Here is a 19,339-nt window from a genome sequence, read left to right as displayed (position 1 = left end):
GTCAGGCCGCGGGCAGTCCGAGCAGGGTACGGGCGACGGCCTGCGGCGACTCGTCCCGCTCACGGGCGAGGGCGATGACGGCCCGGCAGGCCAGCTCGTTCACGCCGAACGACAGCGCCTCCGGCGACACCCAGGCGGCCGCCTCGTCGATCTGCTCCTGGTTGTCCTCCGCGCACGCGGACACGTACGCCGCGGCCGCCTCGAAGAGGTTGTATGTGCGCTTTCTCTCCTTCCGAGCCGTCTCCGGCGGGCGCCCCTCGGGCCGTTCGGCCGTCTTCCTGCGTCCCATCGTGCGGAGTCTGCCGAATATGCCGGGCATCGGGTCACCATCCCCCTGCGTGATCGCTGATCGTGCAGTTGCTGCTACTCAACGTAGAGACGGAGTCGCGGCGACAGAAGAGGGACGGCCCGGTGAAGCTCTGCCCCGTCTCAGCGGCCGACCGCGTCGAGTGAGTCGAGGGTGGTCCGCAGCCAGGTCAGTTCGGCCTGGGTGGTGGCCCGCGCGATGGTGAGGATGCCGCGTCGGAAGGGGTCGTCCAGCTCCTCGGCACGCAGCGGCCGGTCGCCGTCGTAGAAGAAGCTCGCGGGTTCCTCCAGGAAGGCCAGCCTGCGGCGCAGCACGGTGGCCTGCGCCTCGGGGTCCTGCAGATGCCGCAGGAAGGCGAGCACCGTGAACCAGCGGTTCTCGTCCGTGATGTCCCGCAGCGCCGGGTCCGCGAGCCTGCGGCGCAGTTCGCGCCTGCCCTCCTCGGTGAGTGTCAGGACGTGACGCGGGGCGGCCACCGAGCCTGGCTGTGTGGCCCGCTCCAGCAGCTGCCCGTTCTCCAGCCGCTTGATGGCGGGATACAGCGTGCTCTCCGCCACCGGCTTCACATGGCCCGTCAGCGCGGTGATGCGTTTGCGCAGCTCATAGCCGTGCAGCGGGGCGTCGTACAGAAATCCGAGGATGGCCAGCTCCAGCATGCCCACATTCTGCCCTACCAGCGTTGTACATCGCTTCTTTCATACATCGGAACCGATGTATGCTCCTGGGGCAGTGGGAACGAAGGAACGGCGACAGGGGAGAGCGCTATGCGGCAGGCCGAGTTCGACGGCAGGGGAAGCGAGATCCGCTGGACCGAGGCGGCGGGCGCGGGACCCGCGCGCGTGTACGTGCACGGTCTGGGGTCGGCCTCGACGGTCTACAACGCGCATATCGCGGCCCGGCCCGAACTGGCGGGACGCCGCACCCTGTTCGTCGACCTGCCCGGCCACGGCATCAGTGACCGGCCCGCGGACTTCGGCTACACCCTGGAGGACCACGCCACGGCGCTGGCGGTCGCCCTGGACGCCGCTGAGGTCACCGGGGCGGAACTCGTCGCACACAGCATGGGCGGCGCTGTCGCCATCGTGCTGGCCCATCACCGGCCCGAACTCGTCTCGAGGCTCGTCCTCGTGGAGGCCAACCTCGACCCGTACCCTCCGGCCACCCCGGGCAGCAGTGGCATCGCCTCCTACGAGGAGGACGACTACGTCGAGAACGGCGGTCACGCGCGCGTGCTCGAAAAGGTCGGCCCCTCCTGGGCCGCGACGATGCGCCTTGCCGATCCGCGCGCCCTGCACCGCACGGCGAAGGGGCTCGGGCAGGGCACCGGCCCGACGATGCGTCAGCTGCTCGTCGGGCTGACCGTGGAGCGTGTCTACCTCCAGGGCGAACTCAGCGGTGAACTGCCGGGAGCGGAAGGCCTGGAGGCGGCAGGGGTGCGCGTCGTGACCGTGCCGGGCGCCGGACACAACATCATGTTCGACAACCCCGACGTCTTCGCGGCGGCCGTCGCCGGTACGGCCTGACGGCCGATCACCGGATCCGGTCGGCGGTCATCCCCGGCGTACGGCCAGCGCGAGGAAGCGGGCGTCCTCGTCCACGTACGAGGTCATGTCCCAGCCGGAACCGGCCAGCAGGGGACCCAGGTTGGCCTCGGCGCGCAGGTCGTCCGGAGTGATCTGCCGTCCCTGGCGGGCCGCGAGAGCCGCCCGGCCGATCGGGTGGAAGAGGGCCAGCTTGCCTCCGGGCCGTACCACCCGGGCCAACTCCCGCAGATTCTCACCCGGGTTCGGCAGGTGGGCGACGAGTCCGGCCGCGAACACCGCGTCCAGCGACTCCGAACGCAGCGGCAGTCCGGTGACATCGGCCAGCAGCAGCTGCCCGTCGCGGTCGCGTCCCGCCCGAACCGCGGCCTCCAGCATGGCCGGCGTCAGATCGGCTCCGACGATCACCCCGGTGCCGCCCACGGCCGCTCGCAACGGAGGCAGGGCCCGTCCGGTGCCGCAGCCCGCGTCGAGCACGCGGTCACCCGCGTGCAGCCCCATGCGCGCCACAGCGGCCGCGTACGCGGGCCCGTCGTCGGGGAAGCGGCTGTCCCATTCGGCGGCGCGCGCGCCGAAGAACTTCTGGACGTGTGTGTGGTCGTCGCTCATGTGCCGCATGATCTCTCACCGACACGAAGGATGACGCGGCGCACACGTTCGAGCCCGGCGCGATCGCTCAGGTGCATCTCTTCGTCACTTTGCAACAGCTTTCGAAATGCGCCCCAGTCGTGCGCCCCAGCGCGCACTAGCGTCCCTGGGTCATGGGACACATGGACCACGCCGCCTTCGGCTGGCTGACCCCCGTACTGTCGTACGCGATGGCCTGCATAGGCTCCGCGCTGGGGCTGCGCTGCACGGTCCGCGCACTCGACGCCACCGGACGGTCGCGCCGCAACTGGCTCCTCGCGGCGGCCTCCGCGATCGGCACCGGCATCTGGACGATGCACTTCGTGGCGATGCTCGGCTTCGGTGTCACCGGCACGGAGATCCGCTACAACGTGCCGCTGACCATCTTCAGCCTGCTGGTCGCCATGGCTGTCGTCGGCGCGGGCCTGTTCGCCGTCGGCTACGGCCGCGACCGGCACCGCGCACTCGTCATCGGCGGGCTCACCACCGGGTTCGGTGTCGCGAGCATGCACTACCTGGGCATGGCGGCGCTGCGGCTGCACGGTCAGGTGCGCTACGACCCGGCACTCGTCGGGCTCTCCGTCGTGATCGGCGTGATCGCAGCGACCGCCGCGCTGTGGGCCGCGCTCTCCATCAGGTCCCCCGTGGCGGTGGCCGTCGCCTCCCTCGTCATGGGCGGCGCGGTGAGCAGCATGCACTACACCGGAATGATGGCGGTGAGCGTACGCGTGAGCCCCTCCGGCGGCGCACTGCCCGGGGTCACGGCCATGCAGTTCATCTTCCCCCTCGCCGTCGGTCTCGGGTCCTACCTCTTCTTGACGGCGGCGTTCGTCGCGCTCTCCCCGATGTCCGGCCGGCCCGAGGCGTCCGCGCCGGCCCGGCGGCCGGTCGAGAGCGTTGCCCGCTGACAGCGGTCCCGGAGCCGCCGCGGCCCGTGCGGCACCCCCGAACCTCTCCGATCGAGGAGGCCATGCGTACACCCCGTAGGACCACCAAAGCCGGCGCCCAGCCAGCGCCGCCGTTGCGCGGTCGGCGTGCGCACGCGGGCCCGCCGGCCGACGAGGGCGCGGACATCGGCGAGCCCGTCGCCGGGCCTTCGCCGGAAGCACTCGCGCGCGCGGTGCGGTGGCACATCCGGCCCCGCACCGTCCGGGCCAAGATCGTCAGCCTGCTGATGGTGCCGATCGTCTCCCTGCTCGCCCTCTGGGCCTACGCCACGGTGAGCACGGCGCAGGACGTCGCGCGCCTGCGGCAGGTGCAACGCGTGGACTCGACGGTCCGGGCCCCCGTCGACGCCGCGGTCGCCGCGCTCCAGGCCGAACGGGCGGAAGCCGTCCGCTATGCGACGGACCCCGCCACGGTGCCGCCGAGCGACTTCAAGGACCTCTCACGGCTCACCGACCGCGCCGTTGCGAAACTGCGCCTTGGGGACCGCAACACTGTCGCCGACGGCGCCGACCTGCCTGCCGGAGTGGCCGGGCGGCTCACCGCTTTCGTCGCCGACGCGGAGCGACTGCGGTCGTTGCGCACTGGCGTACTGGAACGCCGTACCGGATGGGACGAGGCATACGGGGAGTACACCAGGACCATTTCGACGGCGTTCGGTGTCGACGGAGCGCTCACCGGTATCTCCGGTGCGGGCCTGCGCTCCGAGGCGCGCGTCCTGCTCGAATTCTCCAGGGCGGGGGAGGCGCTCGCCCAGGAGAACGCCGTGCTCGGCGGGGCCCGGCTCGCCGGGACCCTCGACGGCGAGCGGCTAAGGCTGTTCACGGGGGCCGTCGAAACCCGCCGCACCTTGACGGACGCCGCCGCGCCGGATCTCGGCGGGCCCGAACGAGCCGCCTGGAACGACCTCGTGGAGGGGAGCGCGTACGACGACGTGCGCGCCGTCGAGGACAAGGTGCTCGTCTCGCGCCCCGGCGCCAAGGCCCTCGATGCCGCCCCGGAGACCGTCTGGAACATCGCTCACGAGCGCGTGAGCGACGGGATGCGCACGGTAGAGGCCGACGCGGGCCGTGGTGTCGCGGACGGGAGCGACCCGCTCGGGCACGCCCTGCTCACCCCCGCCGGTGCCGCGGTCCTCTGCGGCCTCGCCGCCGTCGTCGCCTCGCTGATCATCTCCGTACGCATCGGACGCGACCTCGTCGTCGAACTCGGCGGCCTGCGGGACAGCGCACTCGACATCGCCCGCCGGAAACTCCCCGAGGCCATGCGCAGACTGCGCGCGGGCGACACGGTCGACGTGGACGACGAGGCCCCGCTGAGGCGGCCTTCGGAGGACGAGACCGGACAGGTCGCCCAGGCACTGAACACCGTGCACCGAGCCGCCCTGCGCGCCGCGGTCGAGCGCGCGGAGCTGGCCGGTGGCATCTCCGGGGTCTTCGTCAATCTCGCCCGGCGCAGCCAGGTACTCGTGCACCGGCAGCTGAATCTCCTGGACGCCATGGAGCGCAGGTCCGAAGACCCGGACGAGCTGAGCGACCTCTTCCGGCTCGACCACCTCACCACACGGATGCGGCGTCACGCGGAGAGCCTGATCATCCTTTCCGGAGCCGCCCCCGGACGGGCCTGGCGAAGGCCCGTCTCGCTGACGAACGTGGTCCGGGCGGCAGTCTCCGAAGTCGAGGACTACGCGCGCGTGGAGGTACGGCAACTCCCCGAGGTGGCGGTGGTCGGCGGAGCGGTCGCCGACCTCACCCATCTTCTGGCGGAAGTCGTCGAGAACGCGGCCCAGTTCTCGCCCCCGCACACCAGAGTGCGGATCACCGGCGAACCGGTCGGAAACGGCTACGTGATCGAGGTCGAGGACCGCGGGCTGGGCATGGGCAAGGAGAGGATCGCCGAGGCCAACCGGCGCATCGAGCAGTCCGAGGCGCTCGACCTGTTCGACAGCGACCGGCTCGGCCTCTTCGTGGTCAGCAGGCTCTCGGCCCGGCACGGCATCAGGGTGCACCTGCGGACCTCGCCCTACGGGGGCACCACCGCGGTCGTCCTGCTGCCCACGGCGCTGCTGCACGACGGCCCGGCGGAACGTTCCCTCCGCAAGGCCGACACGGACAGGCCGTTGGAAACGCAGTACGCGCGCGTGTCGGCCGCTCCGGAGCACGACGCCGTCCAGGCCGCCACTGGGCGGCCCGCACTGGTCCCCCCGAGGCCGAAGGCTTCCAAGGCCCCGGCGAACGGTTCACGGGAGACCCCGTCTGCGGCGAACGGTTCGAAGGAGACCGCGCCTCCGGCAGTCGCGGCGCTCCGTCTGCACCGTCCCCGGGACGACTCCGAGGGCTCCGACGACCTTCCACGCCGTGTCCGCCAGGCGAACCTCGCCCCCCAACTGCGCGGACAGCGTTCCGAGGAGTCGGCGGAGCCCCCGGTGTCCACGGCGGACGACGAGCGCACACCGGAACTCGTACGGGCGCGTATGGCCGCGTACCGGGCCGGCTGGGTACGCGGCGGCGGCCGGTCGCCCGGCGTCGGCGCCACCCCCGGCCCCGAAGCGGGCAGCGACAGCAGCGAAGGAGACCCCGCATGATCCAGGATCCGAGCACGGGAAGCGCCCAGCGGTCCGGCGAACTCGACTGGCTGCTGGACGACATGGTGCTGCGCGTGACCGAAGTACGACACGCCGTGGTGCTGTCGAACGACGGACTGGCAGTGGGCGCGTCCACCGCCCTGCGGCGCGAGGACGCCGAACACCTCGCGGCCGTCGCTTCCGGATTCCACAGTCTGGCCAAGGGGGCGGGCCGCCACTTCGGCGCGGGCGGGGTACGCCAGACGATGGTGGAGATGGACGAGGGGTTCCTGTTCGTCGCCGCGGCGGGGGACGGTTCGTGCCTCGCCGTCCTGACCGCCGTCACCGCCGACATCGGCCTCGTGGCGTACGAGATGGCGCTTCTGGTCAAGCGCGTCGGTGAGCATCTCCACGCCCCGCCGCGCGTCGCGGTACAGCCGCCCGCGGCAGGATGACCGAGGACGGCCTGTGCAGATGACCGAAGACACATCGGGCTCCCCGCCACAGCCGGGGAGCCAGTGGTACGACCAGGAGGCGGGGCCACTCGTCCGTCCCTACGCCATGACGGGCGGCCGAACCAAAGCCGGTCCGACCGGGATGCACTTCGATCTGATCGCCCTGGTCACGCTCGACAGCGCCGCACCAGGGACCGACGAGGACACCTCGCTCGGTCCGGAGCACCGGACCCTGATCGAGCTGTGCCGCACCGAGACGCAGTCGGTCGCCGAACTGGCCGCGGGCGCCGATCTTCCCGTAGGTGTGGTCAGGGTGCTCCTGGGCGACCTCCTGGAACGGAGCTGTGTCACCGTGAGCCGCCCGGTGCCGCCCGCCCAACTGCCCGACGAGCGCATCCTCCGCGAGGTGATCGCGGGGCTGAGGGCGCTCTAGGCGATCCACTTCGGTCGGCACTGCGGCTCTTCGATTTCACTCCTGGGCACTGAATGGGTGTGTTCCGGTCGAAAGAGGCAATGTGCGGTCCAACCCCGTTCGCCGGAACCGCAGTTGTCATGATGCTGACTTCGCGCACCCGTACAGACGCACCGATGCCGGCGGATGTCGGCACTCCCGAGAGAGGTGATCGATGGTCTCCGAGAACTCCGATGCCTCGGGTGGCGACTCGACCGCCCTGGCATTGAAGATATTGGTCGCCGGTGGGTTCGGCGTGGGAAAGACCACCCTGGTGGGCGCGGTCAGCGAGATCCGGCCGCTGCGCACCGAGGAACTGCTGAGCGAGGCCGGTCAGTCGGTGGACGACACCGGCGGAGTGGGCCAGAAGGTCACCACGACCGTGGCCATGGACTTCGGACGCATCACCATCAGGTCCGGCCTCTCGCTCTACCTCTTCGGAACACCCGGCCAGGACCGTTTCTGGTTCCTCTGGGACGAGCTGTCGACGGGCGCTCTCGGTGCCGTCGTTCTCGCGGACACCCGCCGGCTGGAGGACTGCTTCCCCGCGGTCGACTACTTCGAGCACCGGCGCATCCCGTTCGTGGTGGCCGTCAACTGCTTCGCGGACGCACGCGCTTACGGGGCCCAGGACGTGTCCCGCGCCCTCGACCTCGACCGAGGCACGCCGGTCGTCCTCTGCGACGCCCGTGACCGCGACTCCGGGAAGGAGGTACTGATCCGGCTCGTCGAATACGCCGGGAGGGTACACACCGCCCGGCTGCTCGACTCCGTCGGCTGAGGCCGCTCGTCGACATCTGCGCCGGCCCCGCTCGGCCCTCCCCGGGCACCATCGCTCGACTTCCCCGTTGCGCGACCGCTCACGCCTGCTCGTCGGCCATCTTCTCTGCCATGCCACCCATCCGCCTTGCCCGGACGGCGGCTGTGGGGAAGGCTTGCTGGTCGAGTCCTCCGGCCAGGGGGAACGACACACGGGGAGACCGGATCATGGAGCAGAACACGGGACTTGGCTGGTTGCTGGACGACCTCACCCAGCGCGTCGAGCACGTTCGGCACGCGCTGGTGCTGTCCAACGACGGGCTGGTGACGGGCGCGAGCACAGGACTTCGGCGGGAGGACGCCGAACACCTCGCCGCGGTGTCTTCGGGACTGCACAGCCTGGCCAAGGGCTCCGGCCGCCATTTCGGTGCCGGGCAAGTACGGCAGACGATGGTCGAGTTCGACGAAGCGGTGCTCTTCGTCACCGCGGCCGGCGCGGGGAGTTGTCTGTCCGTCCTCAGCGGGGCGGAGGCGGACATCGGCCAGGTCGCCTATGAGATGACGTTGCTGGTGAACCGCGTCGGCGAACACCTTGGCGTGGATGCGCGACAGCCGGAAGGCAAGCCCGCTTCAGACCTCTGACCTGCCGATATGTCGTCGCGGCCGAAGTTTTCCACAGGCTCGCCACGATGTCCGACGAGCCGGATACGGTTTTTCCCGAGGCGAGCGCACACCGGCGCGAGCCTTCGACACCACAGGGGAGACCGTCATGTCCGGCAACACCATCACGCCGTCCGCCACCTGCTCGCTCAGTCGGGCCGCACGGGAACTGGAGCTCAGGCGCGGCGAGTTCGACCTCGCCCTGCACCTCGGCTGCGTGCGCTCGGTTCCCGACGAGGGAGGCGGGGGACGCCGGGTCGCACGCGCGGAGATCGACCGGGTGCGCGCCGAAGCCGGTTTCCCGGAGGCGCTGCGCGAGCGGGTGAAGGCCGTCGGCACCACGGATGGTGCCGCGCTCATGGGCGTCACGAGCACACGGTTCACCCGCCTCGCGCGCCTGGGACTGGTGGTGCCGGTCAAATTTTATTTCAACCGCTACCGGGTAGTCGTATGGCTCTACCTCGCCGAGGAACTGCGGCAGTTCACCACCGACGAGCAGAACGCGCCGCTGCTGAGCGGGCGGACGCCCGAAGGTCTCCGCGATCAGCTCGACGAAGGCCTGGACCTCCGTCCTCGCAACTGGCGTGGCCGTCACATGGGGTTCCTGCTGAGGCAGACCGAGGATTCCTGGGCCCGGGCCGCCGTGGTGGCGTCCCTGCTCGACCCCGTCCAAGTGGCCGAGATCGTCCAGGATCCCTACGAGCGCGCCCATCTCAACCGCCTCCGGCCCGCGCCTGTTTCACAAGCCGCGCCGGACTCGCCCGGGGCCCGGATCGCCGAGCGCATCACTACGGCGGACGACCCCGACGAGATCAGCTGGCTCAGGGCCGACCTGGGTCAGAGCGTCTGCGAAGCGAGGGAGGACCACCCCGCGCCCCGCCCGACACCCGTTGCCTCAACCGTCGCAGCTTTGGGGTCGGCTCCCGCAGCGCCCGTCGGCCGGCCGGCAGGGGCTCCAATGCCAGCGGCCCCGCCGTCACCGGCCAGTGCTCAGCGCATCGCGCGAGAACGGTTCGCCGCCGTGGACGACCCGCTCAGGACCACGGAGTCCGCGCGGTCACGGAGGCTGCTCGGATGGCTGCGCCGCAGGAACCCGGACCCGCGCCCGCCTACAGCGCCCTGAAAAGGCCCTCCTGCACGACCGAGACGAGCAGGCGTCCCTCCCGGTCGTAGATGCGCCCGCGGGCCAGACCGCGGCCGCCCGTCGCGATCGGCGACTCCTGGTCGTACAGGAACCACTCGTCCGCGCGGAACGGCCGGTGGAACCACATGGCGTGGTCCAGCGACGCCATGTCGAAACCGCGCTGACCCCACAGCGGTTCCACCGGTATGCGGACAGCGTCCAGGAGAGTCATGTCGCTCGCGTAGGTGAGAGCACATGTGTGCACGAGCGGGTCGTCGCCCAGCGGTCCGACGGCACGCATCCACACCGCGCTGCGCGGCTCGGCGCCCTTGGTCTCCTCGGGCGTCCACCGCAGCCGGTCCACATAGCGGATGTCGAAAGGCTGGCGTCGCGCCATGCGCTCCAGCGCTTCCGGAAGAACGCCCAGATGCTCCTCGATCTCCTGCGTCACCGTCGGCAGGGACTCGGGGTCCGGCACCTCGCGGGCCGGCGGCAGCTGGTGCTCGAAGCTCCCTTCCTCAGGCTTGTGAAAGGAGGCGGTCAGATTGAAGATCGTGCGGCCCTGCTGCACAGCGGTGACGCGGCGCGTGGTGAACGACCGTCCGTCCCGCACCCGTTCGACCTGGTACACGATCGGGACGCCCGGCCGGCCCGGACGCAGGAAGTACGCGTGCAGCGAGTGCACCGGCCGGTCGCCCTCGGTGGTGCGGCCGGCGGCGACCAGCGCCTGGCCCGCCACCTGGCCACCGAAGACCCGCTGGAGGGACTCCTGCGGGCTGCGGCCCCGGAAGATGTTGACCTCGATCTGCTCCAGGTCGAGCAGGTCGACAAGCTTCTCGGCAGGGTTCGTCATCGGTGGGATTCTCCTGTGCTCACAGCTGTCCGACGTCGGTGACCTTGACGATGGCACGGCCTTCGGCGTCGGAGGCCGCGAGGTCGACCTCCGCGCTGACGCCCCAGTCGTGATCGCCGTTCGGGTCCGCGAAAGTCTGGCGGACGCGCCACAGTCCGTTCTGCGGCTCCTCCACGATCGACAGCAGCTTGGGGCCACGGGCGTCGGGACCCGTACCGAGGTCCTCGTACTCGTCCCAGTACTTGTCCATCGCCTCGCCCCAGGCGTCGGCGTCCCAGCCGGAATCGCCGTCCATCTCGCCGAGTTCGTGGACGTTGTCCAGCGCGGCGAGCTCGACCCTGCGGAACATCGCGTTGCGGACGAGGACCCGGAAGGCACGGGAGTTCGAGGTTACCGGCTTGACCTGGTCGGCCTTCTCCTGGGCCTCTTCGGCCGTCACCACCTCGGGGTTGGCGAGCTGCTCCCACTCGTCGAGGAGGCTGGAGTCGACCTGGCGCACCATCTCGCCGAGCCAGGCGATCAGGTCCTCCAGGTCCTCGGACTTGAGGTCGTCCGGGACGGTGTGCTCAAGGGCCTTGTAGGCGCTGGCCAGGTAGCGCAGGACGATGCCCTCGGTGCGGGCGAGCTCGTAGTTGGAGACGAACTCGGTGAAGGTCATTGCCCGTTCGTACATGTCACGGATGACGGACTTCGGCGACAGCGGGTGGTCGCCGACCCACGGATGGCTCGTGCGGTAGGTGTTGTACGCATGGAAGAGCAGCTCCTCCAGCGGCTTGGGGTACGACACGTCCTGGAGCCGCTCCATGCGCTCCTCGTACTCGACGCCGTCGGACTTCATCGCGGCCACGGCCTCGCCACGGGCTTTGTTCTGCTGGGCCGCGAGGATCTGCCGAGGATCGTCCAGCGTGGACTCCACGACGGACACCATGTCCAGGGCGTACGAGGGGGATTCGAGGTCCAGCAGCTCGAACGCGGCGAGCGCGAACGTCGACAGGGGCTGGTTGAGTGCGAAGTCCTGCTGGAGATCGACGGTGAGCCGCACGATGCGGCCGGTCGGGTCGGGCTCGTCGAGCTTCTCGACGACGCCGCCGTCGAGAAGCGAGCGATAGATCGCGATGGCCCGCCGGATGTGTCGCAGCTGCTGCTTTCGAGGCTCGTGGTTGTCCTCCAGCAGATGCCGCATCGCCTCGAAGGCGTTGCCGGGCCGGGCGATCACCGAGAGCAGCATCGTGTGCGTCACGCGGAAGCGCGAGGTCAGCGGCTCGGGATCGGAGGTGATGAGCTTCTCGAAGGTGGTCTCCGTCCAGCCGACGAAGCCCTCGGGAGCCTTCTTGCGCACCACCTTGCGGCGCTTCTTCGGGTCGTCGCCCGCCTTGGCCAGCGACTTCTCGTTCTCGATGACGTGCTCCGGCGCCTGAGCCACGACGTAGCCCGCCGTGTCGAACCCCGCGCGCCCGGCCCGGCCGGCGATCTGGTGGAACTCGCGGGCACGCAGCGTGCGCACCCGCGTCCCGTCGTACTTCGTCAGCGCGGTGAACAGCACCGTGCGGATGGGGACGTTGACGCCGACACCGAGGGTGTCCGTGCCGCAGATGACCTTCAGGAGACCGGCCTGGGCCAGCTTCTCCACCAGCCGGCGGTACTTGGGCAGCATGCCGGCGTGGTGCACGCCGATCCCATGGCGTACGTAACGGGAAAGGTTGCTGCCGAACTTGGTGGTGAACCGGAAGTTGCCGATCAGCTCGGCGATCCGGTCCTTCTCCTCACGCGTACACATGTTGATGCTCATCAGCGCCTGCGCCCGCTCCACGGCCTGCGCCTGGGTGAAGTGCACGATGTAGACCGGGGCCTGCTTGGTGGCGAGCAGTTCGGTGAGCGTCTCCGTCAGCGGAGTGAGCACGTACTCGTAGGACAGCGGGACGGGCCGGATCGCCGAGCGGACCACCGCGGTGGGGCGGCCGGTGCGCCGAGTGAGGTCCTTCTCGAACATCGAGACGTCGCCGAGGGTCGCCGACATCAGGATGAACTGCGCCTGGGGAAGTTCCAGGATCGGGATCTGCCAGGCCCAGCCCCGGTCGCCCTCGGCGTAGAAGTGGAACTCGTCCATGACGACCTGACCGACGTCGGCGTGCTTGCCGTCCCGCAGCGCGATGGACGCCAGGACCTCGGCTGTGCAGCAGATCACCGGAGCGTCGGCGTTCACGGAGGCGTCGCCGGTGAGCATGCCGACGTTCTCGGTGCCGAACATCTTGCACAGCTCGAAGAACTTCTCCGAGACGAGCGCCTTGATCGGCGCCGTGTAGAAGGTGACCTCGTCCCGGGCGAGCGCGGCGAAGTGCGCACCGGCGGCGATCATGCTCTTGCCCGAGCCTGTGGGTGTCGAGACAACCACGTTCGCACCCGAGACCACCTCGATCAGCGCTTCCTCCTGATGGGGGTAGAGCGTGAGACCGCGTTCCCCGGCCCACGACTCGAAGGCTTCGTAGAGGGCGTCGGGGTCTGCGGTCGGCGGCAGCTGATCGATAAGGGTCACGCCCCCATCTTGCCTGTCGATACACGTGATGGGGGAATCGGATGCTCAGGGGAAGATCACGACCGCTACGCTGTGGCGCCGGCGTCGCGTCAGCGTGCACGGACAACTGGACAGCGGTACAAGAGGAATAGGGCGGGGAACGGCCATGATGGGACCAGCACACTCACTGTCGGGGGCTGCGGCCTGGCTGGGCGTCGGAGCGGCGGCCGCAGCGGCCGGCCACACCATGCCCTGGCCGGTCCTGCTCGTCGGCGCCCTGATCTGCGCCGGCGCCGCTCTGGCCCCGGACCTGGACCACAAGGCCGCCACCATCTCGAACGCCTTCGGACCGGTGTCACGAAGGCTGTGCGAGATCGTCGACAAACTCTCCTACGCCGCCTACAAGGGGACCAGGAAGGCGGGCGACCCCCGGCGCAACGGCGGTCACCGCACGCTGACCCACACCTGGCTGTGGGCGGTGATGATCGGGGCGGGCACGGCTGGGCTGGCGATCACCTGCGGGCGCTGGGCGGTCCTGGCCATTCTCTTCGTGCACATGGTGCTCGCCATCGAGGGTCTGCTGTGGCGGGCCGCCCGCGGTTCCAGCAGCGACATCCTGGTCTGGCTGCTCGCCGCGACGACCTCGTGGATCCTCGCGCAAACCCTGGACAAGCCGGGCAACGGCGCGAACTGGCTGTTCACGGCGCCGGGCCAGGAGTACCTGTGGCTCGGCCTGCCGGTCGTCCTCGGCGCCCTGGTGCACTGCATCGGGGACGCGCTGACGGTGTCCGGCTGCCCGATCCTGTGGCCCATCCCGGTCGGCCGCAAGCGCTGGTACCCGATAGGCCCGCCCAAGGTGATGCGCTTCCGCGCGGGCAGCTGGGTCGAGCTCAAGGTGCTGACGCCGGTGTTCATGCTGCTGGGCGCCGTGGGCTGCGCGGCGGCGCTGAACTTCATCTGAGTTCGTCTCCTCCTGGGCCGCACCGGCGCTCGGCTCCTCCCGGGCCACGCCGGCGCCCGGTGCCTCCCTGGCCGCCCCCGCGCCCGGCTTCGTCGGTCTCGTCGGCCGGTACGGGGCGACTCGTGCCCGCAGCGGCGGTGTGCGATGGCGGGAGCGGCGGTCCGTCCGGGTGTCCGGCTCGGGCGGTGGGACGTCCGTCAGTGAGGGGATCGCGCCTGTTCCGCTCAGGCGTTCTCCCCTGCGCCGGACCCCTGCTCCCCGCCTCCGAACCGTCGCTCGAACTGGGCGATGCGGCCCTCCGAGTCCACCGTGCGGGCCTTGCCTGTGTAGAAGGGGTGGCTCTCCGAGGAGATCTCGACATCCACGACCGGGTAGGTCTCGCCGTCGTCCCAATCGATGGTCCGGTCGCTCGTCGCGGTCGAGCGTGTGAGGAAGGCGTAGCCGGCGGTGCGGTCGCGGAAGACCACGGGGTGGTAGTCGGGCTGCTTGTCCTGCTGCATGGGAACTCCTTGGGGCAGGCGCGGGACGGGTGTCGGTCAGCCGGACACGGCGTCCTCGTCGACGATGTGCATCGCGGCTTCCTCCGCCGAGGCCGCGGCGCCGTCGATGCCGATGTCCGTGGCGATGAGCCCGCTCTCCTCGTCCTCGTGCGCGCCTTCGTTCGGGGCCACCAGACGGCCGGAGCGGAGGGCGCCCACCTCGTTGTCGAGGGGCTCTCCGTCGGTGCCCTGGCAGTCGCCGATGCCGTCTCCGTCGGGTTCGGCGATGTCGGGCAGCTCGTCGGCGAGGCGTTGGTCCAGGGTCTCGCCCGCCCGGCGTTCCGAGGCGGTCACCCCGCGGTGCTCCACCGCCCACGGCCGCTCCGGCGGGGACCAGCCACGGTCCAGGGGGTCGGTGACTCCATCGGTGACGAGTGTGTCCTCGGCGTCGAGCAGCCCCGCGTCGTCCTGTACCTCGGATCCGTCGGGCTGGTAGACATCGTCTCCCCATCCGTCGGCGCTGTCCACGGGTACCTCCAGGGGGTGCGGACGGGACCGGAGCCGCCGTACTCGACGGCGGGCGCGCGGGCCCGAGGACACAGGCGTCGCCCCGCGCGAACCGGGTGGTTCCCGGGAGTCCCCCGAGCGGGTGCCCATGTCCAGACTTCCACCCCCCTTCGGCACCGCGCAACGCCACAGGGGCCGACCAGCAGCGTCACAAGGGCCGATGTCCGGCCCGGGCGGCCTCTTGCGGGGTGTGCCGAGGGCGGGCACGACCCCGCTCCGGGCGAGAAGCGGGACCGAACCGGGCGAGTTCACCGCCGGGGCCGGTCACCGTCGGCCCACGCCGCTGAGCTGCGGGATGACACCGGCGCTCGACGCCGAGCGGACGGTTCTGCACCGGTCCGGCCCGCTGGTGGGGCCGGACCCGCCCGGCCCGCCGGCCGCGTGGCCTGGACACCGCGGCCGGCACTCGGCTCATGCGGGGCGGTCAGGTGTCCCCGGCCGGCACCCGGTTCATGCGGGGCGGTCAGGTGGCGCCGACCGGCACTCGGCTCATGCCGGGCGCCAGGATGGCCTCGGTCGGCACCCGGTTCATGCGGGGCGGGCACGTGGTCCCGGCCAGCACCCCGTTCATGCGCGGCGGCCAGGTGTCCCCGGTCGGCACCCGGCTCACGTGGGGCGGGCGGTGGCCTCGGCAGGGCACCCGGCTCACCCGTGCCAGGACCTCCACAGCGCTGCGTACGCGCCGTCCGCCGCCACCAGTTGCTCGTGGCTGCCGAGCTCGGTGATGCGGCCGTTCTCGACGACGGCGATGACGTCCGCGTCATGGGCAGTGTGGAGGCGGTGGGCGATGGCGACGACGGTTCGGCCGTCCAGGACGCGGGCCAGCGAGCGTTCCAGATGGCGGGCCGCCCGCGGATCCAGGAGCGAGGTCGCCTCGTCCAGGACCAGCGTGTGCGGGTCGGCCAGGACCAGCCGGGCCAGCGCGATCTGCTGGGCCTGGGCCGGAGTGAGCGCGAACCCGCCCGAGCCGACCTCGGTGTCCAGACCGTGGTCCAGCGCCCGCGCCCAGCCGTCCGCGTCGACCGCGCCGAGAGCGGCCCACAGCTGGGCGTCGACGGCTTCGGCGCCTTCGGCCGGAGTCGCGGCCTGTGTCTCGGCCGGATTCTCCTCGGCGGTGCGCTGCCGGGAGCGGGGGACGGCGAGCAGCAGGTTGTCGCGCAGGGAGCCCACGAAGACATGGTGCTCCTGGTTGACCAGAGCCACGTGCGAGCGGACCTCCTCCGCCGGCATGCGGGACAGTTCGGCACCGCCGAGCGTGATCCGGCCGTCCCGGGGCGCGTAGATTCCGGCGAGCAGCCTGCCCAGGGTGGACTTGCCCGCGCCGGACGGGCCGACCAGGGCGAGCCGGGTGCCGGGCGCGACGGCCAGGGAGACCTCCCGCAGCACGTCCACGCCCGCGCGGTAGCCGAAGTGGACGCGGTCCGCGTGGACGTCGCGTCCGTCCGGCGCCACGGCCGGGTCGCCCGCGTCCGGCTCGATGTCCCGGACGCCGACCAGCCGCGCCAGCGAGACCTGGGCGACCTGCAGCTCGTCGTACCAGCGCAGGATCAGGCCCACCGGGTCGACGAGCATCTGCGCGATCAACGCGGCCGTCGTCAGCTGGCCCACACCGATCCAGCCCTGGAGGGCGAAGTACCCGCCGATCATCAGGACCGAGCAGAGCACGGTCACATGCGTGACGTTGACGACCGGGAAGAGAACCGAGCGCAGCCAGAGCGTGTACCGCTCCCACGCCGTCCATTCCTGGACCCGGCGGTCCGACAGCTCGATGCGGCGCCGGCCCAGGCGGTGGGCCTCGACGGTGCGCCCGGCGTCGACCGTCTCGGCGAGGACGGCGGCGACGGCGGCGTATCCGGCCGCCTCGGAGCGGTAGGCGGACGGCGCGCGCTTGAAGTACCAGCGGCAGCCCACCACCAGCACGGGAACGGCGACCAGCACGGCGGGGGCGAGCGCCGGGGCGGTCACGGTGAGTCCGCCGAGCAGCAGTGCCGCCCACACCACACCGATGGCCAGCTGCGGCACGGCCTCGCGCATCGCGTTGGCGAGCCGGTCGATGTCGGTGGTGATGCGGGACAGCAGGTCGCCCGTCCCGGCCCGTTCAAGGACGCCGGGCGGGAGTCCGACCGACCGTACGAGGAAGTCCTCGCGCAGATCGGCCAGCATCCGCTCGCCGAGCATGGCACCGCGCAGCCGCACCTGCCGTACGAACACGGCCTGGACGACGAGCGCGACGACGAAGAAGGCGGCGGTGGCCTCCAGATGGAGTTCGCGGGCGTGGTCCGAGACGCGTTCGACGACCGAGCCCAGCAGATAGGGCCCGGCCATCGAGGCCACGACGGCCACGGTGTTGACGGCGACCAGGAGCAGGAAGGCCTTGCGGTGCCGTTGGAACAGTTCCGTCACGTAGGCGCGTACGGTCGCGGGCGCGCCGACGGGCAGCGTGTTCGCCGTCGTCGGGGCGGCCGGGTCGTACGCCGGTGGCGCCACGCCGATCATGCGGTCTCCTCGATTTCTTCCAGTACGCCGTCCAGAACGGCCTCGTCGTCCGCGGTCACGCCGCCGAGAGCGGTCCGTTCCGCGGCTTCGACGGCGGCCTCTTCCTCGGTCTCGCGGGTCACCACGGCCCGGTAGCGCGGTTCGCTGTGGACCAGTTCGCGGTGCACGCCGACCGCGACGACCTCGCCCTCGTGGACCAGGACGACCCGGTCCGCGTGGTCCAGGAGCAGCGGTGAGGACGTGAAGATCACGGTCGTGCGCCCGGCGCGCAGGGAGCGCACTCCGTCGGCGATCCGGGCCTCGGTGTGCGAGTCGACCGCGGACGTCGGCTCGTCCAGGACGAGTACCTCCGGGTCCGTGATCAGGGACCGGGCCAGCGCGAGCCGCTGGCGCTGGCCGCCGGAGAGGGAGCGCCCGCGTTCCGTGATGCGGGCGTCCATCGGATCCTCGGCGTCCAGCGAGCCCTGGGTGAGCGCGTCCAGCACGTCGCCGCACTGCGCGGCGGACAGGGCTGCCTCGGCACTCACGAGACCCGACGCGGGCACGTCGAGCAGCTCGCGCAGGGAGCCGGACAGCAGTACCGGGTCCTTGTCCTGGACGAGGACGGCGGTACGGGCGCTCTCCAGGGGCAGTTCGTCCAGCGGTACGCCCCCGAGGACCACCGAGTTGCTTGTCGGCACGCCCCCGACGAGCACTTCCTCGCCCCGCTCGCGGGCATGTCCGCCGAGCCGGTCGGCCAGCAGCCCTGCCGCGTCCGGGTCGCCGCACACCACGGCGGTGAGTCGGCCCGCGGGAGCGAGCAGCCCGGTCGCGGGGTCGTACAGATCGCCGCTCGGGACGCCCGCGGCGAGCGATCCGGTGCTGTCCATGGCCCGTTCCAGGGACAGCACCCGGGCGGCTCGTCTGGCCGACGGCCGCGAGAAGGAATAAGCCATGGCGATCTCTTCGAAATGCCGCAAAGGGTAGGCAAGCAGCATGACGGCGCTGTACACGGTGACCAGTTCGCCGACCGTGATCCGGCCGTCCCGGGCCAGCTGCACACCGCGCCAGACGACGACGATCATCAGCAGACCGGGCAGCAGCACCTGGATCGCCGAGATCAGCGACCACATACGGGCGCTGCGCACGGCGGCCCGGCGGACCTCCTGGGAGGCGCGGCGATAGCGGTCGAGGAAGAGCTCCTCGCCGCCGATGCCGCGCAGCACCCGCAGGCCCGCGACGGTGTCGGAGGCCAGTTCGGTGGCGCGGCCCGCCTTCTCCCGCTGGAAGTCGGCGCGCCGGGTGGCGCGGGGCAGCAGCGGCAGCACGGACACCGCCAGCACGGGCACGCCCACGGCGACGATCACCCCCAGCGCCGGCTGGTAGACGACCAGGGCCACGCAGACCAGGACCACCGTCACGGCGGCCGCCGTGAACCGGGACATGCCCTCCACGAACCAGCCGATCTTCTCGACGTCGCCGGTGGAGACCGCCACCACCTCGCCCGCCGCGACGCGCCGCGTCAGCGCGGAGCCCAGCAGCGCGGTTCTGCGGGCCAGCAGTTGCTGCACGCGCGCGGCCGCGGTGATCCAGTTGGTGACCGCGGTGCGGTGCAGCATGGTGTCGCCCAGGGCGATGCACACTCCGCACAGCACCATCAGCATGCCGGTCAGGGCGAGCCGGCTGCCGGAGTGGTCGACGACGGCCTGGACGGCCAGACCGACGCAGAACGGCAGTGCGGAAACGGCCAGGAAGTGCAGCAGACCCCAAGCCAGAGCCTTGAACTGTCCGCCGAGCTGATTTCGCCCGAGCCACCACAGGAATCGGGAACCTGACCGCGCGTCGGCCACACCGGGGTCGGGATACGGAAGGTCTTGGATCTGCATGACGTCCCAGTGGCTCGTGTCAGGGAATGGAGGGAGCCGCGGATTTCGGCAACCGTCCGGCCGCGGGGGCCGGTAGCAAACCGTGAAAGGTTCGCGTCGCAGCGTGGTCGAAAGCAAACGATTTTCCGCTCGGTGGCAAGGAATCAGCCCGGAGCGACTGCGACCGGCCGGGATC

18 protein-coding genes are annotated in these 19,339 nt (G+C 71.0%); 9 read left to right on the top strand and 9 right to left on the bottom strand.

Annotated features, from left to right (window positions below):
* Position 1 precedes the first annotated feature (1 nt).
* The gene (locus ACFYR3_RS31105; protein ID WP_355838940.1) at positions 2 to 289 is read right to left on the bottom strand and encodes a hypothetical protein; all 288 of its coding nucleotides are present in this window, start codon (positions 287 to 289) and stop codon (positions 2 to 4) included.
* Positions 290 to 429: 140 nt separating this feature from the next.
* Positions 430 to 963, bottom strand: coding sequence for a PadR family transcriptional regulator (locus tag ACFYR3_RS31100; RefSeq protein WP_355838942.1), 534 nt, complete (start codon positions 961 to 963; stop codon positions 430 to 432).
* A gap of 108 nt (positions 964 to 1,071) precedes the next feature.
* On the opposite strand from ACFYR3_RS31100, the gene ACFYR3_RS31095 reads away from it, so the two are divergent.
* A complete protein-coding gene (locus tag ACFYR3_RS31095; RefSeq protein WP_355838944.1) occupies positions 1,072 to 1,830 on the top strand; it encodes an alpha/beta hydrolase in 759 nt (252 codons plus the stop codon).
* A gap of 27 nt (positions 1,831 to 1,857) precedes the next feature.
* Here ACFYR3_RS31095 and ACFYR3_RS31090 read toward each other — a convergent pair whose 3' ends face one another.
* Entirely contained in the window at positions 1,858 to 2,466 is a 609-nt protein-coding gene (locus ACFYR3_RS31090; protein ID WP_389285275.1) for a class I SAM-dependent methyltransferase, read from the bottom strand.
* 143 nt (positions 2,467 to 2,609) lie between these two features.
* Between ACFYR3_RS31090 and ACFYR3_RS31085 the strand changes: the two genes are divergently transcribed.
* From ACFYR3_RS31085 to ACFYR3_RS31055, 7 genes are all read left to right on the top strand, one after another.
* Positions 2,610 to 3,383 (top strand): MHYT domain-containing protein, encoded by a 774-nt coding sequence (locus tag ACFYR3_RS31085; RefSeq protein ID WP_355838948.1) that lies wholly within the window; start codon positions 2,610 to 2,612, stop codon positions 3,381 to 3,383.
* 62 nt (positions 3,384 to 3,445) lie between these two features.
* The gene (locus ACFYR3_RS31080; protein ID WP_389285274.1) at positions 3,446 to 6,004 is read left to right on the top strand and encodes a nitrate- and nitrite sensing domain-containing protein; all 2,559 of its coding nucleotides are present in this window, start codon (positions 3,446 to 3,448) and stop codon (positions 6,002 to 6,004) included.
* Positions 6,001 to 6,438, top strand: coding sequence for a roadblock/LC7 domain-containing protein (locus tag ACFYR3_RS31075; protein WP_355838952.1), 438 nt, complete (start codon positions 6,001 to 6,003; stop codon positions 6,436 to 6,438). The genes ACFYR3_RS31080 and ACFYR3_RS31075 overlap by 4 nt, the downstream gene beginning before the upstream one ends.
* 19 nt (positions 6,439 to 6,457) lie before the next feature.
* Positions 6,458 to 6,871: a DUF742 domain-containing protein gene (locus tag ACFYR3_RS31070; RefSeq protein WP_355838954.1), complete on the top strand. Its 414-nt coding sequence runs from the start codon at positions 6,458 to 6,460 to the stop codon at positions 6,869 to 6,871.
* 193 nt (positions 6,872 to 7,064) lie between these two features.
* Positions 7,065 to 7,670: an ATP/GTP-binding protein gene (locus ACFYR3_RS31065; RefSeq protein WP_355838956.1), complete on the top strand. Its 606-nt coding sequence runs from the start codon at positions 7,065 to 7,067 to the stop codon at positions 7,668 to 7,670.
* A 206-nt stretch (positions 7,671 to 7,876) separates the two neighbouring features.
* On the top strand, positions 7,877 to 8,290 hold the full coding sequence (locus ACFYR3_RS31060; protein ID WP_355838958.1) for a roadblock/LC7 domain-containing protein: 414 nt from the start codon (positions 7,877 to 7,879) through the stop codon (positions 8,288 to 8,290).
* Positions 8,291 to 8,417: 127 nt separating this feature from the next.
* Complete coding sequence (locus tag ACFYR3_RS31055; RefSeq protein WP_389285273.1) at positions 8,418 to 9,431, top strand: DUF6397 family protein; 1,014 nt, start codon at positions 8,418 to 8,420, stop codon at positions 9,429 to 9,431.
* On the opposite strand, the gene ACFYR3_RS31050 is transcribed toward ACFYR3_RS31055, so the two are convergent.
* Together ACFYR3_RS31050 and ACFYR3_RS31045 are read right to left on the bottom strand one after the other, a co-directional pair.
* Positions 9,418 to 10,284 carry an acyl-CoA thioesterase II gene (locus ACFYR3_RS31050; protein WP_261703141.1) on the bottom strand — a complete coding sequence of 289 codons (867 nt, stop codon included), beginning with the start codon at positions 10,282 to 10,284 and terminating at the stop codon, positions 9,418 to 9,420. The two genes, ACFYR3_RS31055 and ACFYR3_RS31050, sit on opposite strands and share 14 nt — an antisense overlap.
* A gap of 19 nt (positions 10,285 to 10,303) precedes the next feature.
* Complete coding sequence (locus ACFYR3_RS31045) at positions 10,304 to 12,817, bottom strand: DEAD/DEAH box helicase (protein WP_389285272.1); 2,514 nt, start codon at positions 12,815 to 12,817, stop codon at positions 10,304 to 10,306.
* Between the two features lie 145 nt (positions 12,818 to 12,962).
* Here ACFYR3_RS31045 and ACFYR3_RS31040 point away from each other — a divergent pair, with 145 nt between their 5' ends.
* A complete protein-coding gene (locus tag ACFYR3_RS31040) occupies positions 12,963 to 13,757 on the top strand; it encodes a metal-dependent hydrolase (RefSeq protein ID WP_355838964.1) in 795 nt (264 codons plus the stop codon).
* 224 nt (positions 13,758 to 13,981) lie between these two features.
* Here the strand turns inward: ACFYR3_RS31040 and ACFYR3_RS31035 are convergent, their stop codons facing one another.
* The 4 genes from ACFYR3_RS31035 to ACFYR3_RS31020 form a co-directional block, all read right to left on the bottom strand.
* Positions 13,982 to 14,257, bottom strand: a complete 276-nt coding sequence (locus tag ACFYR3_RS31035; RefSeq protein ID WP_355838966.1) for a type B 50S ribosomal protein L31 — start codon at positions 14,255 to 14,257, stop codon at positions 13,982 to 13,984.
* 36 nt (positions 14,258 to 14,293) lie between these two features.
* Entirely contained in the window at positions 14,294 to 14,764 is a 471-nt protein-coding gene (locus ACFYR3_RS31030) for a DUF5709 domain-containing protein (protein WP_355838968.1), read from the bottom strand.
* Positions 14,765 to 15,448: 684 nt separating this feature from the next.
* Positions 15,449 to 17,299 (bottom strand): ABC transporter ATP-binding protein, encoded by a 1,851-nt coding sequence (locus tag ACFYR3_RS31025; protein WP_355838969.1) that lies wholly within the window; start codon positions 17,297 to 17,299, stop codon positions 15,449 to 15,451.
* On the bottom strand, positions 17,296 to 19,164 hold the full coding sequence (locus ACFYR3_RS31020) for an ABC transporter transmembrane domain-containing protein (RefSeq protein ID WP_389285271.1): 1,869 nt from the start codon (positions 19,162 to 19,164) through the stop codon (positions 17,296 to 17,298). The genes ACFYR3_RS31025 and ACFYR3_RS31020 overlap by 4 nt, the downstream gene beginning before the upstream one ends.
* Positions 19,165 to 19,339: the final 175 nt, after the last annotated feature.

Source organism: Streptomyces sp. NPDC005784 (genome assembly GCF_042871525.1).
GTDB lineage: Bacteria > Actinomycetota > Actinomycetes > Streptomycetales > Streptomycetaceae > Streptomyces.
This window is presented reverse-complemented; position numbering and strand designations above follow the sequence as displayed.

Bases quoted from the DNA above. Each gene is read 5' to 3' on its own strand.
- ACFYR3_RS31105 (WP_355838940.1), bottom strand. From the start codon at position 289: ATGGGACGCAGGAAGACGGCCGAACGGCCCGAGGGGCGCCCGCCGGAG.
- ACFYR3_RS31100 (WP_355838942.1), bottom strand. From the start codon at position 963: ATGCTGGAGCTGGCCATCCTCGGATTTCTGTACGACGCCCCGCTGCAC.
- ACFYR3_RS31095 (WP_355838944.1), top strand. From the start codon at position 1,072: ATGCGGCAGGCCGAGTTCGACGGCAGGGGAAGCGAGATCCGCTGGACC.
- ACFYR3_RS31090 (WP_389285275.1), bottom strand. From the start codon at position 2,466: ATGCGGCACATGAGCGACGACCACACACACGTCCAGAAGTTCTTCGGC.
- ACFYR3_RS31085 (WP_355838948.1), top strand. From the start codon at position 2,610: ATGGGACACATGGACCACGCCGCCTTCGGCTGGCTGACCCCCGTACTG.
- ACFYR3_RS31080 (WP_389285274.1), top strand. From the start codon at position 3,446: ATGCGTACACCCCGTAGGACCACCAAAGCCGGCGCCCAGCCAGCGCCG.
- ACFYR3_RS31075 (WP_355838952.1), top strand. From the start codon at position 6,001: ATGATCCAGGATCCGAGCACGGGAAGCGCCCAGCGGTCCGGCGAACTC.
- ACFYR3_RS31070 (WP_355838954.1), top strand. From the start codon at position 6,458: ATGACCGAAGACACATCGGGCTCCCCGCCACAGCCGGGGAGCCAGTGG.
- ACFYR3_RS31065 (WP_355838956.1), top strand. From the start codon at position 7,065: ATGGTCTCCGAGAACTCCGATGCCTCGGGTGGCGACTCGACCGCCCTG.
- ACFYR3_RS31060 (WP_355838958.1), top strand. From the start codon at position 7,877: ATGGAGCAGAACACGGGACTTGGCTGGTTGCTGGACGACCTCACCCAG.
- ACFYR3_RS31055 (WP_389285273.1), top strand. From the start codon at position 8,418: ATGTCCGGCAACACCATCACGCCGTCCGCCACCTGCTCGCTCAGTCGG.
- ACFYR3_RS31050 (WP_261703141.1), bottom strand. From the start codon at position 10,284: ATGACGAACCCTGCCGAGAAGCTTGTCGACCTGCTCGACCTGGAGCAG.
- ACFYR3_RS31040 (WP_355838964.1), top strand. From the start codon at position 12,963: ATGATGGGACCAGCACACTCACTGTCGGGGGCTGCGGCCTGGCTGGGC.
- ACFYR3_RS31035 (WP_355838966.1), bottom strand. From the start codon at position 14,257: ATGCAGCAGGACAAGCAGCCCGACTACCACCCCGTGGTCTTCCGCGAC.
- ACFYR3_RS31025 (WP_355838969.1), bottom strand. From the start codon at position 17,299: ATGATCGGCGTGGCGCCACCGGCGTACGACCCGGCCGCCCCGACGACG.
- ACFYR3_RS31020 (WP_389285271.1), bottom strand. From the start codon at position 19,164: ATGCAGATCCAAGACCTTCCGTATCCCGACCCCGGTGTGGCCGACGCG.